Genomic DNA, 13,179 nt, shown 5'->3' on the forward strand with positions numbered 1-13,179 from the left:
CTCACACGCCGGGCAGGGCGGCGGCCACCCGCTGCGCCGGGACGACGCCGTCCTCCCACGGGTGGGAGCCGCGGGACGACTGCGGACGCCGGTACGGGCGGGCGGAGGCGTCCTCGACGTGCCATCCCCGCTCCGCCAGCCGGCGGCGCAGTTCCCCGGCCGTGTCGGCCGGAGCGGCGAACTCGGCCGTGACGCCCGCGTTCTCCGGCGCGATCCGGGCGGTCACCTCGTGTGCGTCGACGCCGTGTTCGACGACGATGTCGAGCAGCCGCGTCAGCTCTCCCGGACGTTCCGCCACGGTCACCCGGAAGGGCTGCCGTGCGACCGGGCCGGGCGCGGGCCAGGGGCGGACGGCCCGCAGTCCCGCCGCGCCGCGCTCCAGCAGGTCACTCACGTGGCGCCTGCTCGCCGCCTTCGGCTCACCGTCCCGCCCGACGTCCTCCAGCGCGCTGCACAGTCCCGCGAGGTCCCTCTCCACCTCGCGCAGCACCTGGACGACCGGTGCGGCGTTGCTGCACAGGATGTCGGTCCACAGGTGCGGGTCACCGCCGGCGATGCGGGTGGTGTCCCGCAGCCCCTGCCCGACCAGCCGCAGCACGTCCGGCGTGCCGTGCTGGAGGCGGGCGGCGAGCAGGCTCGCCACGACGTGGGGCGCGTGCGAGGTGAGCGCCACGGCCCGGTCGTGCGCCTCGTGGTCCATGACGAGCGGTGTCGCACCGCACCGGGCGACCAGCTCCAGCGCGTGGTTGAGGGCCGTCCGCGAGGTGTGCGGCGAGGGGGTGAGCACCCACGGCCTGCCCTCGAAGAGGTCGGCGCGGGCGGCCAGCGGGCCCGAACGCTCGCGGCCGGCCATGGGGTGCCCGCCCACGTAGGTGGCGTCGGGGGTGCCGTCGCCGCTCTCGCGGACCGGCAGTGCCTTGACGCTCGCCACGTCGGTGTAGCTCCGGGCCAGCCCGCGGGCGCGCTGCTCCGCGAGCACGCCCGCCACCGCGCGGGGCGGTACGGCGATCACGGCCAGGTCGACGGGCCCGGCGGGGGAGTCGGTGACGCCCGCGCCGAGCGCCGCCGCGGTCCGGGCCGCCGACGCGTCGCGGTCGACGAGGTGGACGGTGACGCCCTGGCGGCTCATCGCCAGGCCGACGGAGGTGCCGATCAGACCGGTCCCCACGACGGCCAGGGTGCGGATCACGGAGTCCTCCCTTCGGGCCGGTCGCCGCCCGCGGGCCGCCGCGCCGGTTCCCCGCCGGGCACGCCGTCCGCGGCGTGCGGTGCGAGGTCCGGGCGCAGTACGGCGGCACCACCGAGGTAGACGTGCCGGATGTCGGCGCGGGCCCGTTCCGTCTCGACGTGGGCCAGGATCCGTACGGTGCGCGGCAGTCCGCCCCGCACGTCCAGTTCCCGCGCGCACATCAGCGGTACGTCGGTCAGGCCCAGGTCGCGGGCCGCCTCGGCGGGGAAGGCGCTGACGAGGTCGGAGGTGGCGGTGAACACGATGCTCACCAGGTCGTCGGGGACCAGGTCGTTGGCCGCCATGATCTCCTTCAGCAGCAGCCCGACCTGGCCGCGCAGCACGCCCGGTTCGTCCCGCTCGACCTGGACGGCGCCCCGGACGGCACGCAGCCTCATGTCCGGCCCCCGGGACGGCGGGCCGGCGCCGGGCCGGCGACGGAGGTGAAGTACTCCGCGACGAGGAAGGCGAGGTCGAGGGACTGGCTGCGGTTGAGGCGGGGGTCGCAGGCGGTCTCGTAGCGCTGGTGGAGGTCGTCGACGAAGATCTCGTCGCCGCCGCCGACGCACTCGGTGACGTCGTCGCCGGTCAGCTCGACGTGGATGCCGCCGGGATGGGTGCCCAGCGCCTTGTGGACCTCGAAGAAGCCCTTGACCTCGTCGAGCACGTCGTCGAAACGGCGGGTCTTGTGCCCGGAGGCCGCCTCGAAGGTGTTGCCGTGCATCGGGTCGGTCACCCACGCCACCACCGCACCCGACGCGGTGACCTTCTCCACCAGCTCCGGCAGCCGGTCACGGATCTTGTCCGCGCCCATCCGCACGATGAACGTCAGCCGCCCCGGCTCCCGCTCCGGATCGAGCCGCTCGATGTACCGCAGCGCCTCCTCGGCCGTCGTGCTCGGACCGAGCTTGATCCCGACCGGATTGCGGATCTTCGACGCGAACTCGATGTGCGCCCCGTCCAGCTGCCGGGTCCGCTCACCGATCCACACCATGTGCGCCGACACGTCGTACAGCCGCCCCGTGCGCGAGTCCACCCGGGTCAGCGCCGACTCGTAGTCCAGCAGCAGCGCCTCGTGCGACGCGTAGAACTCGACCGTCTTGAACTCCTCCGGGTCCGCCCCGCAGGCATGCATGAAGTTCAGCGCCTGGTCGATCTCCCGGGCCAGCTGCTCATACCGCTGCCCCGAAGGCGAGGAACGCACGAAGTCCTGGTTCCAGGCGTGCACCTGGCGCAGGTCGGCGTACCCGCCGGTGGTGAACGCCCGCACCAGGTTCAGCGTCGACGCCGAAGCGTGGTACATCCGCTTCAGCCGCTGCGGGTCCGGGATCCGCGACTCGGGCGTGAAATCGAACCCGTTGACCGAATCCCCCCGGTAGACCGGCAGCGTCACCCCGTCACGCGTCTCGGTCGGCTTGGAACGCGGCTTGGAGTACTGGCCGGCGATCCGCCCCACCTTCACCACCGGCACCGACGCCGCGTACGTGAGCACCGCCCCCATCTGCAGCAGCGTCTTGAGCTTGTTGCGGATCTGATCGGCGGACACCGCATCGAACGCCTCGGCACAGTCGCCGCCCTGGAGGAGGAACGCCTCACCCCTGGCGACGGCCGCCATCCGGGCACGCAGCTGGTCGCACTCGCCCGCGAAGACGAGCGGCGGATACGACTCGAGGTCCGCGATCACTGCGCGCAGAGCCTCGGGGTCGGGGTACTCGGGCTGCTGCGCCGCGGGCAGGTCCCGCCAGGAGTAGCGGGCCCGCGCGGCCTGCCCGGTCGTCGGGACGGCCAGGTCGGGAAGCACGGCCGACGGGCCGTCGAGCACCTGCGTGGTCACCTGGACTCCTCCGTCGCCTGGAAGAGGTGGTGGCGCTCCCCGATGGCGACGACCCTGGGCAGGTCCTCGGACTCGGGGGGCGGGGGCGGGGTGCCCGGGACCGGCGGCCGGCCCGCCTCCAGGAAGAACCGGTCGACCCCCGAGGGGGTGAACAGCAGCAACTGGCGTGCCGTGTGGATGCCGTTGTTGCGGAACCGGTGGGGGGTGCCCTTCGGGATGAAGACGAAGTCGCCGGGGCGTACGGCGTAGGTGCGGCCCCGGGCCGTGATGTCCAGCTCGCCGGCGAGCAGGTAGAAGGCCTCGTCGGCGTCGGCGTGGATGTGCAGCGGCGGTCCGCCGCCGGGCGGGACGTCGGCCTCCAGGAAGGCCAGGGATCCGCCGGAGTCCTCATGGGTCAGCTTGAAGGTGTAGACGTCACCGCTCAGCCACACGGACCGGCCCTCGCCCGCGGGGACGTGCACGACGTCCCGGACCGGGTGCGGCCCGTGGTCGTGGTGCTCGTCGTGCGAGTGGCCCGGGTCGTGCGGGTCGTGCGCGTGGTGCGGGTCGTGCGGGTCGTGCGGCTCGTGCTGCGCCTGCGCGTGCCGCTGCGTCGACGCGTCGTGCGCGTCGTGCGCGTCGGGCTGGTCCGGCCGCTCGGGCCGGTGTGCGGTCGTGCTCTGCGACATGTCCTGTCCTTCGGAACGTGAGTTCTGGGGGCCGGGGCAGCGCGGGACCTCTAGAAGAACGGGCTGCGGGACTCGCCGCCGAGCAGGACCTGGCCCGTCAGTTCGAGGATGGAGTCCTGGGCCACCGCGTGCTGGCACATGGTGTGCGCGTCGCGCAGCCAGCGGTCCAGCGGGGACGAGCCGCGGTAGATGGACGAGCCGCCGACGAGGTCGAACAGCGTGGAGACGATGCTCCGGCCGGTCCGGAAGGCGTGGTAGCGGGCGAGCGCGGTGGCGGTGCGCTGGCGGGCCGTGGTCTCGTCGCCCCGCTCCAGGGCCGCCCACTGCTCCTCCAGGCTGGTGTAGACGGAGGCGCGGGCCGCGGCCAGCTCCATCTCCGCCCGGGCCAGCGTCGACCGCACCCGGGCGCTCTCGGCCCACGGGGTGCCGCTCTCCCGGTCGACCCGGGTGCGGGCCAGCTCCCGCACGTGGTCGATGGCGGCGCGCGCCATGCCGAGGGGCACGCCGGACATCTTGCGGAGGATGGCGTCGGGCGTGGCGTGCAGCGGGCCGGTGCGGCGCGGCACCCGGAAGGAGAAGGAGTGCTCCTCCGGCACGAACAGGTCGGTCACCCGGTAGTCGCAGCTGCCGCTGCCGGCCAGGCCCGTGGTGTGCCAGGTGTCGACGATCTCGTACTGGTCGGGACGGGCCACCATCACCCGCCAGTGCACGGGGTCACCGGTGACCGGGTCGGGCTCGGGCCGGCCGTCCTTGAACACCTGGCAGCCGGCGACCAGGACCTCGCAGTGGGTGGAGCCGCTGCCGAACCGCCAGTGCCCGGTGACCCGGTAGCCGCCGGGCACGCGTTCGGCGCGTCCCTGCGGGTGGATCCAGCCGGAGTTGGGGGTGTCCGGGCGGTCGTAGAACTCGCGGACGGCCGCTTCCTCCAGGTAGCCGGCGTAGATGCCCGAGTCCATGCCGATCATGGCGCACCAGGCGGTCGAGACGTCCCCGGTGGCGAGCGTCTCGATCAGTTCGGTCTGCTGCATGGACGTCAGTTCGGGTCCGCCGCGGTCCTTGGGGACGGCGGCGCGGAAGACCCCGCCGCGGCGGAGCAGCTCCACGACGTCCGCGGGGAGCCGGCGGGCCGCCTCGATGCCGGCGGCCCGCTCGCGCAGGACCGGTACGGCCTCGCGGGCGTGACGGAGGATGTCCTCGGCGGTGTTGGGCACCTGGGCGGACTCGTCGGTGCGGGGCAGCTCGGTGATGGTCACGTTGTCCTCCGGTGGGGCGGGTCAGGCGTACCGGCCCGGTGCGATGACCTGGCGCGGGTCGAGGGTCTGCTTGAGCCGGCGGACGAAGGCGCGCGCGGCGGGGTCGGCGTCCAGCCGGTCCACCCAGTGGTGGTGCTCGGAGTCGAGGCGGTAGGGGTGGAAGCCGGCCTCGGCGAACAGTTCGTACGTCCGGTCCAGCGCGCGGTGCGCTCGCGCGGCGTCGCTCTCGGTGCGCGGGAAGCGGAAGGAGACGACGAGGTCGATCACGTCCGGGTCCAGGGCGTTGATGGTGGAACCGGGCTGGATGCCGGTCTCGGCGTGGACCTGGGCGAGGAGGTCCTGGGAGTGGGCGACCGCGCTGCCGGTGAAGGGGATCAGCGGCAGGAAGAACAGCCATCCGCCGCCCTTGGCGTCGACCTGCTCCGCCTCCTGGCCGACGGCCGAGCGGAGCATGGTCTCGTTGCGCGACGGGTCGCCCGCGTAGAGCCGTTCCACGGCCCGGGCGACCAGGTCGTCCGGGGCGGGGGGCTGCTCGTCGGAGCGCAGGACACGGGTGAACAGCCCGCTGCGCGCGGCCTCCTCCTCGATGACCCGGGTGAGGGCCTCGACGGACCGTTCGGTGCCGTCGACGCACAGGTGGGTCACGTACTCGTCGCCGTGGCCGCCGTAGGAGCGGGTGGAGACGGTGTCGTAGACCTTCAGGACGCCGGAGACGAGACCCTGGGCGGTCCAGCGGCGCAGCTCGTCGATGGCCTCGGGCAGCCGGTCGCGGCCGAAGCCGAGGCGCAGCACCCGCTGTGCCTCGGGGCGGGGCAGGAGCCGTACCACGCCCGCCGTGATGATGCCGAGGTCGGACTGGGTGAACAGGGCCAGCGGCGAGGGGCCGAGGCCCTGCGGGTTGACCGCACCGGGCCGCTCGCCGTGCGGCCACCAGCCGACCCGGATCAACTCGCCGTCGGGCAGCACCACTTCGAGTCCGGCGAGGTCCAGGGTGCGCTGCCGGCGCAGTCCGACACCCCGGTCGATCATGTTGCCCAGGACGCTGGTGTGGCCGGACGAGGCGGTGACGTTCAGCATCCGGCCGGTGCCGGTGAGCAGTTCGGCCAGCCGCAGCTGGGTGACGCCGGGCTCGATCACCGCCCAGCCGCCCTCGACGTCCAGGTCGCGGACGGCGTCGAGGGCGCCGAGTTCGAGGGTGACGACCTCGTCGCGGGCCGGTTCGCGTGAGCCGAGGCCCCAGTTGCGTCCGGTGCTGACGGCCTGGAGCCGGGGGCCGCCCTCGTCCTCGGCGAACGCCCGGACGATCGCGCGCACCTCGGTGACCGTGCGGGGCCGCACCACACCGTAGATGTCACGGGGGCGGAACATGCTGACGTTGGTGCCGGGCGGCAGGGGCTTCGACTTCTCGCCGGCCGCCCGTATCGCTTCGGCGGGAATTCCCGCGGGAAGGACAGACAAAGGACACCTCACTGATGCTTGGTTCCGAGAGTTCCGCGATGGAAGACGAGCGGTTCGCCGTTCTTCTCGCCGTGTCCGATGGACTCGACGCGACTCAGGAAGAGGCTGTGGTCGCCGCCCTGGAAGACCTGCTCGACGGAGCACCGCAGGGTGGCGAGGGCGACCGGCAGCACCTCCCGGTCGACCAGGGCCTCCAGTTCCGTGCCGAACGGCTTGTCGCGGGAGGCGAACAGCCCCGCGGTGGCGGCCTGCCGGTCGCTGAGGAGGTGCACGGCGAAGGTCCGGCTGGCGCAGAGCACGGGGTGGGCACGGGCCGTGCTCTGCACGCTGACCAGGATGCGGGGCGGCGTCAGGGACACGGACATCAACGCGTTGATGGTCATGCCGACGGCGCTCTCGCCGCTGCCCGTGCACAGCAGCGCGACACCGGTCGGGAACAGGCGCATGGCCGAGCGCAGATCGACGACGGCGTCGGGCGCCGGATCCGGAATGCCGATGCGGCGGGAATGGTGGAAAACAGTCGTGGACACAGGCCCTCGATTCATTCGGTAGCCGGACCAGAGAAACCTCTGGCTTCTTCTGCGATCGGCCGGTTCACGATTCGCTCGGGAAGCTCTGGGAAATAAGCTAATGAAGGCGCCGGCCCGGTGGCCACTGATAACTCGGGTAATTCCCGGGCTGCGTCGACTACCCGGACTACCCGAACTACTCGGACGAGTAGACGGCGGGGCACGAAAAAGTGCGCCGCCGGTGGGGGGACCGGCGGCGCACGGGAACGGGAGGGCCCCGCGGGGGCGCCTCGCGAAGGGGCTCAGGAGATCGTCAGCACCGCCTTGCCCCGGACCCGGCGGGCGACGACGTCCTCCGCCAGTTCGCCGGCCGAGCGCCAGTCGGCGACCCGGTCCGCGCCCACCCGCAGCCGGTCCTCGGCCACGAGGCGGGCCAGATGGGCGAGGTCGGCGCCGGTGCGGCCGCCGGCCTGGATGCCGACGAGGGTCAGCCGCCTGCTCACCAGCTGGTACGGCGCGATCGGGGTGTCGAGACCGGACGTGGCCCCGATGGAGATCACCGTCCCGCCGTCGGCCATGCGGTCGAGGAGACGGGCGAGCAGCGGGCCCCCGACGTGGTCCAGCAGGATGTCGACCGGCGCACCGATCTCGCCGGGGTCCGTCACGACCTGGTGCGCGCCCAGTCCGGCCAGACCGGCTCCGCGCGCCCGGTCGCCGACCAGGGCGACCACCTCGGCGCCCTGGAGCCGGGCGAGCTGCACGGCGAAGTGCCCGACGCCGCCCGACGCACCGGTGACGGCGACCCGGTGGCCGGGTCGCGTTCCGGCGCGGCGCAGCGCGCGCAGGGCGGTGAGTCCGGCCACCGGCAGCGCGGCGGCCCGCACGAAGTCGACCTGGTCCGGGAGCACCGCGAGGTCGGTCGTGCTGACCGCCCGCAGCTCCGCCCAGCCGCCGGACCACCCCCAGGTGACGACGCGTTCACCGGCCCGCGGGCCGGCGCCCGAGGCGGCGGGCCGCTCCACGGTGCCCGCCGCGTCCCAGCCGGGGACCGTGCCCGGTGCGGCGGCGGCGTTGCCGGTGCGGGGCAGCTCACCGTGGTTGAGGGAGGCCGCGGCGACCCGGACCAGGACCTCGTCGGGTCCCGGTACGGGATCGGGCACCTCGGCGAGCCGGAGCCCGCCGGGGGCGTCGTGGTCGATGACAAGAGCACGCATGGTGTGACCCGTTTCGTCCGGAGGGGCGGTGGAGGCGGCGGCCCGGCCGGGGCGCAGCTTGTGTCGGGATTCCGGCCGGGCGGGTGCGGTTCAGAGGTTGGAGCCCCCGTCCACCGCCACGGACGCGCCGGTGACGAACGCGGCCTCGGGCGCCACCAGGTACGCGACGGTGTGGGCGATCTCGTCGGCGTGCCCGTACCGGCCGAAGACGTTCTGCGAGCGCTGGTACTCCGCGGAGGGGCCGTCCGCCGGGTTCATGTCGGTGTCGATGGAGCCGGGGGCGACCTCGTTGACGGTGATGCCGCGCGGCCCCAGGTCCCGGGCCAGCCCGAGGGTGAGCCCGTGGACGGCGGCCTTGCTCATCGCGTACGCCGTCATGCCGGGACCGGGGACGTGGCGGGCCAGGCAGCTGCTGATGTTGACGATCCGGCCCCCTTCGCCCATGTGCCGGGCGGCGGCCTGGGCGGTGAGGAAGGCGCCCCGGGTGTTCACGTCGAGGGTGCGGTCCAGCACCTCCAGCGGGGTGTCCTCCAGCGCCGGCATCGACATGTCCATGTATCCGGCGTTGTTGACGAGGATGTCGATGCGCCCGAACTCGCGGGCGACCGCGTCCACCGCCGTGCGGATGGCCTCCGGGTCGGTGGCGTCGGCGGCCACCGCCAGGGCGCGCACGCCGCCGGCCCGGGCGATCTCCTCGGCGACGGCCTCCGCCTGCTCCTTGTTCCTCGCGAAGGTCAGGGCCACGTCGGCTCCCTGGGCGGCGAGGCGACGGGATATCGCCGCTCCGATGCCTCGGTTTCCTCCGGTGACCAGAGCCGTCCGGCCCACGAGATTCCTGACGATGTCCATGCGCTCAGACCCGTTTCTCTGAAGTGTCGGGGTGAAGGGGGAAAGGGAAGGGCAAGGGGGTGAAGGGGAATCACCACGGCGGTCCGGAAGGACCGCCGTGTTCCCCGACCTTAGGAGCGGCCCGGAAGAGGGCTCAAGGAAACGCCGTCCGCGGGGACGTTTTCTACCCGACCCGGTAGGGGTGAGTAGCGGGCGACTACTCATGTCATCAGTGGAATTCGGCCGGGGACGGTTCTAGCGTCGTGTGCCGTGCCCCGCCCGGCCGCCTCGGGCCGGGGGCCTCTCGACGGCCGGGGCCCTCCGCCGCCGGATCCCCCGACGGCCGCGGATCCGGCCCCGGCCCCCGACGACCGGTCACGGCGCACCGATCGCCCTTCCCCCAGCCTCATCCAGCCGAGAGGTGGAACCATGTCATCTGCACGTCCAGGCCGCCGGTCCGTCCTGGCGGGCGGTGCCGCCCTCGCCGGTACCGCGGCGCTGACCGCCGCCGCGCCGTCGGCCGTCGCGGCGGCCGGCCCGCGCCCCGGCCAGGCCGTCGGCGCCCGGGTCTCCCCCGTGGACCCCCGCTACGAGCTGCTGACCACCGGCATCAACAAGCGCTTCGTGGCCCGCCCCGAGTACATCAAGATGATCCGTTCCTCGGCCGACGCGGCCAGAGCCCTGCGCGACGCCTTCCGCGCGGGCAAGCGCGTGTCGGTGCGCAGCGGCGGGCACTGCGTCGCGGACTTCACCTGCAACCCGGAGGTCGAGGTCATCCTGGACTTCTCGGAGATGACCGACGTCGGCTACGACCCGAGGTTCCGCGCCTTCTACGTCGACGCCGGCGCCCGCCTCTACAACGTGTACGAAGCGCTGTACAAGGGCTGGGGCGTCACCATCCCCGGCGGTGTCTGCCACAGCGTCGGCGCCGGCGGGCACGTGTCGGGCGGCGGCTACGGCATGCTCTCGCGCGCCTACGGCCTGGTCGTCGACCACCTCTACGCGGTGGAGGTCGTGGTCGTGGACGAACGCGGCAGGGTGCGCACGGTGATCGCGACCCGCGAGGAGGACGACCCGCACCGCGACCTGTGGTGGGCGCACACGGGCGGCGGCGGGGGCAACTTCGGCCTGGCGACCCGGTACTGGTTCCGCTCGCCGGACGCCACCGGCACCCGGCCCGGCGACCAGCTGGTCAACCCGCCCGCACGGGTGTGGACGAGCGCCCTCGACTTCCCCTGGGAGCAGCTCGACGAGACGTCCTTCGCCCGGCTGATGAAGAACTTCGGCGCCTGGCACGAGCGGCACGGCGGCCCGGACGACGTGTACCGCCACCTGAGCAGCCTGTTCAACGTCAACGCCAAGGCGTTCGGCCGGCTCAGCCTCTTCACGCAGATCGACGCGACGATCCCCGACTCCCGCGCGCTGCTCGACGCGTATCTCGCGGAGCTGCTGGAGGGGACCGGCATCGAGCCGGTGCCGATGGAGCGGCCCAGCGGCGAACTGGCCGCGATGCCCAACCAGTTCCGCCCGACGGAGCTGCCGTGGCTGGCCGCCGCGCGGATGCTGGGGGCGCCGGACCCGGTCGGAGCCAACCCGATCGCCCGGGTGGGCCTGAAGTCGGCGTACTTCCGCAAGAACTTCACCGACCGGCAGATCGCGTCGCTGTACCGGTTCCTGGCCGATCCCGAACTGGACAACCCGGACACCACCCTGGTGCTGCTCTCCTTCGGCGGCCGGATCAACTCCGTGGCGCCGGACGCGACCGCCAGCGCACAGCGCGACTCGGTCTTCAAGGTGATCTTCCAGAACATCTGGTCCGACCCGAAGGACGACGCCCGCTATCTGCGGTGGATCCGCGACTGGTACGAGGACGTCTTCGCCGAGACCCAGGGGGTGCCCGAACTCGACGGCGTGACCGACGGCTGCTACATCAACTACCCCGACCCGGACATGGCCGACCCGCGTCACAACCGGTCGCACCTGCCCTGGCACGCGCTCTTCTACAAGGGCAACTACCGCAGGCTCCAGCGGATCAAGGGCCGCTGGGACCCGTCGAACTACTTCCGCCATTCGCTCTCCGTCACGACAGCGCCCTGATGCACCGCGGGGGAGCCGGTACGGCCGCACCGGCCGTACCGGCTCCCCGGCGGAGACCGGAGGTTGAGCAGCAATGACCGATTCAGCGGTGATCGACATACGGGCCGTCACCGAGGACGACCTGCCCGCCTGGACCCGTACCTGGGGCAACGGGTACCTGCGCCCCTACACCGAGCACAGCGTCGACGCCATCCGGGCGACCGCCCGTCAGGACCGGCTCATCGGCGCCTTCGACATGGACCGGTGCGTGGGCACCTACCGCAGCACCCCCCAGGAACTCACCGTGCCGGGCGGGGCCGTGCTGCCCGTGTCGGCCGTGTCCAAGGTCAGCGTCGCGGGCACGCACCGCAGGCGCGGCCTGCTGAGCAGGATGGTGGCCACGGACCTCCGGGGCGCCCACGAGCGCGGTGAGCCGCTCGCCGTCCTGGACGCCGCCCAGTACCCGCTGTACGGGCGCTACGGGTTCGGGCCCGCGACGGCCATGGCCTGGTTCGAGATCGACGTGCACCGCGCGCGGCTGGACCCGGGGCGCACCGCGGACGTCTCCGGGGTGCTCCAGGTGGACGCCCGGGAGTACCTGAAGGCGGCCCCGGCGGTCTACGAGCGGCTGCGCGCCGTCCAGCACGGGGCGCTGCGCCGGGACGAGCAGTGGTGGCTGGACGCCACCGGGCAGCGTCCGGAGGGCGCCGCCGAGGGGCCCGAGCCGTTCTTCGCCCTCCACGTCGACCCGGACACCGGTGAGGCCGACGGCCTGCTGTGCTTCAGCGCGGAGGAGACCTGGGGGAGCATGCTGCCCCGCTCGCCGCTGTGGATCCGGGACCTCGTCGCGGTGTCGCCGCGCGCGGAGGCGGCCCTGCTGCGGTACGCGGTGACGGTCGACTGGGTGTCCACCGTGCACCTGCCCTACCGCGCCCCGGACACGCTGCTCCCGCTGTGGCTCGGCGATCCGCGGGCGGCGCGGATCAGCGCCCTGAGCGACTACATGTGGCTGCGGGTGCTGGACACCCCGCGGGCGCTGTCGGCCCGTACCTACGGCGTCGAGGGCGCCCTGGTGCTGGAGGTGACGGACGCGGCCGGCTACGCCGCGGGCAGATGGGCGCTGGAGGGCGGGCCGGACGGCGCGTCCTGCGCGCCCACCGGGCGCGCCCCGGACGTGCGGATCGACGTGCGGGACCTGGGCGCGCTGTACCTCGGTGACGACTCGGCCACCCGGCTGGCGGCGCTCGGCGGCACCGAGGAGCTGCGGCCGGGCGCGCTGGCCCGGGTGGACGCGATGTTCCGCACGGGGCGGCGCCCGTGGTCGCCGCGCGCCGTCCTGGGGCGGCGCTACCAGGCGGGCGCCCCGTGACCGCGCTCCGCAGACTATTGGACCAGCCGATCCAAAACGTGCTAGGCTCGGGACATGGCCCGACCGAGGAGCTTCGACGAGGAGCGGGCCCTGGACGCGGCGATGCGCACGTTCTGGGAGAAGGGCTACGAGGCCACCTCCACGCAGGACCTGTGCGAGGCCACGGGCCTGGGGCGCAGCAGCATCTACAACACCTTCAAGAGCAAGCACGACCTCTTCGAGCGGGCGCTGGCCCGCTACATCGACACCATGACCAGCGCGCACCTGGCCGTCCTGGAGGACGACCGGCTCAGTGCGGCGGAGCGTGTCCGCGCCCTGCTCGCCATGGTCGTCGAGGGGGAGACGGAGCACCGCGCGGGCGGTCGCAGCCTCGGCTGCCTGACCGTGAACACCACGGTGGAGCTGTCGGCCCGGGACGCCCGGGCGGCGGCGATGCTGGAGCGGGACACCGCCCGCCGGCTGGCCGCCCTGCGTGCGGTGCTGGAGGAGGGCCGGCGGGACGGGAGCATCACCTCCGCCCGGGATCCCGGCGCGCTGGCCCGCTTCGTCAACGCGGCGATCGGCGGGATGCGGATCTCCAGTCAGGGCGGCGCCGACCGCGCCGCGCTGGAGTCGATCGCCGACGTCACCCTGGACGCCCTGACCGGCTGACGGCGACGCTGCCCGCACCGGGCGGCGCCTCCGTGCGCCCAAGTTTTGAACTGATCTATCCATAACTAGGACCGACGTGGTCCGGCGCGCC

Annotated in this window: 11 protein-coding genes and 1 pseudogene; 3 read left to right on the forward strand and 9 right to left on the reverse strand. The window is 73.3% G+C overall.

Annotation, left to right across the window (positions count from 1 at the left end; all coding sequences use genetic code 11):
* Nucleotide 1: 1 nt before the first annotated feature.
* The 9 genes and pseudogenes from SGLAU_RS25095 to SGLAU_RS25135 form a co-directional block, all read right to left on the reverse strand.
* A complete protein-coding gene (locus SGLAU_RS25095) occupies nt 2–1,189 on the reverse strand; it encodes a prephenate dehydrogenase (RefSeq protein WP_063838890.1) in 1,188 nt (395 codons plus the stop codon).
* 80 nt (nt 1,190–1,269) lie between these two features.
* Nucleotides 1,270–1,626: pseudogene (gene aroH / locus SGLAU_RS25100) on the reverse strand (chorismate mutase); the annotation flags it as partial.
* The gene (locus SGLAU_RS25105) at nt 1,623–3,017 is read right to left on the reverse strand and encodes a class II 3-deoxy-7-phosphoheptulonate synthase (protein ID WP_052414140.1); all 1,395 of its coding nucleotides are present in this window, start codon (nt 3,015–3,017) and stop codon (nt 1,623–1,625) included. The pseudogene aroH and the gene SGLAU_RS25105, both read right to left, overlap by 4 nt.
* 41 nt (nt 3,018–3,058) lie before the next feature.
* Nucleotides 3,059–3,730 carry a cupin domain-containing protein gene (locus SGLAU_RS25110; RefSeq protein WP_078957883.1) on the reverse strand — a complete coding sequence of 224 codons (672 nt, stop codon included), beginning with the start codon at nt 3,728–3,730 and terminating at the stop codon, nt 3,059–3,061.
* Nucleotides 3,731–3,780: 50 nt separating this feature from the next.
* Nucleotides 3,781–4,983, reverse strand: a complete 1,203-nt coding sequence (locus SGLAU_RS25115; protein WP_052413876.1) for an acyl-CoA dehydrogenase family protein — start codon at nt 4,981–4,983, stop codon at nt 3,781–3,783.
* 21 nt (nt 4,984–5,004) lie between these two features.
* Nucleotides 5,005–6,441, reverse strand: coding sequence for an FAD-binding oxidoreductase (locus SGLAU_RS33175; protein WP_208868941.1), 1,437 nt, complete (start codon nt 6,439–6,441; stop codon nt 5,005–5,007).
* A gap of 8 nt (nt 6,442–6,449) precedes the next feature.
* Nucleotides 6,450–6,971, reverse strand: coding sequence for a flavin reductase family protein (locus tag SGLAU_RS25125; RefSeq protein WP_052413877.1), 522 nt, complete (start codon nt 6,969–6,971; stop codon nt 6,450–6,452).
* Between the two features lie 281 nt (nt 6,972–7,252).
* Nucleotides 7,253–8,164: a zinc-binding dehydrogenase gene (locus tag SGLAU_RS25130; protein ID WP_043504741.1), complete on the reverse strand. Its 912-nt coding sequence runs from the start codon at nt 8,162–8,164 to the stop codon at nt 7,253–7,255.
* 90 nt (nt 8,165–8,254) lie between these two features.
* Nucleotides 8,255–9,013 carry an SDR family NAD(P)-dependent oxidoreductase gene (locus SGLAU_RS25135; RefSeq protein ID WP_043504742.1) on the reverse strand — a complete coding sequence of 253 codons (759 nt, stop codon included), beginning with the start codon at nt 9,011–9,013 and terminating at the stop codon, nt 8,255–8,257.
* A gap of 408 nt (nt 9,014–9,421) precedes the next feature.
* Between SGLAU_RS25135 and SGLAU_RS25140 the strand changes: the two genes are divergently transcribed.
* The 3 genes from SGLAU_RS25140 to SGLAU_RS25150 all read left to right on the forward strand — a co-directional run bounded on the left by SGLAU_RS25140 (nt 9,422) and on the right by SGLAU_RS25150 (nt 13,088).
* Nucleotides 9,422–11,089 (forward strand): FAD-binding oxidoreductase, encoded by a 1,668-nt coding sequence (locus SGLAU_RS25140; RefSeq protein ID WP_043504743.1) that lies wholly within the window; start codon nt 9,422–9,424, stop codon nt 11,087–11,089.
* A 73-nt stretch (nt 11,090–11,162) separates the two neighbouring features.
* Nucleotides 11,163–12,437 (forward strand): GNAT family N-acetyltransferase, encoded by a 1,275-nt coding sequence (locus tag SGLAU_RS25145; RefSeq protein WP_052413878.1) that lies wholly within the window; start codon nt 11,163–11,165, stop codon nt 12,435–12,437.
* Nucleotides 12,438–12,491: 54 nt separating this feature from the next.
* A complete protein-coding gene (locus SGLAU_RS25150; protein ID WP_043504744.1) occupies nt 12,492–13,088 on the forward strand; it encodes a TetR/AcrR family transcriptional regulator in 597 nt (198 codons plus the stop codon).
* Nucleotides 13,089–13,179: the final 91 nt, after the last annotated feature.

Origin of the sequence: Streptomyces glaucescens (assembly GCF_000761215.1) — a bacterium.
GTDB lineage: Bacteria > Actinomycetota > Actinomycetes > Streptomycetales > Streptomycetaceae > Streptomyces > Streptomyces glaucescens_B.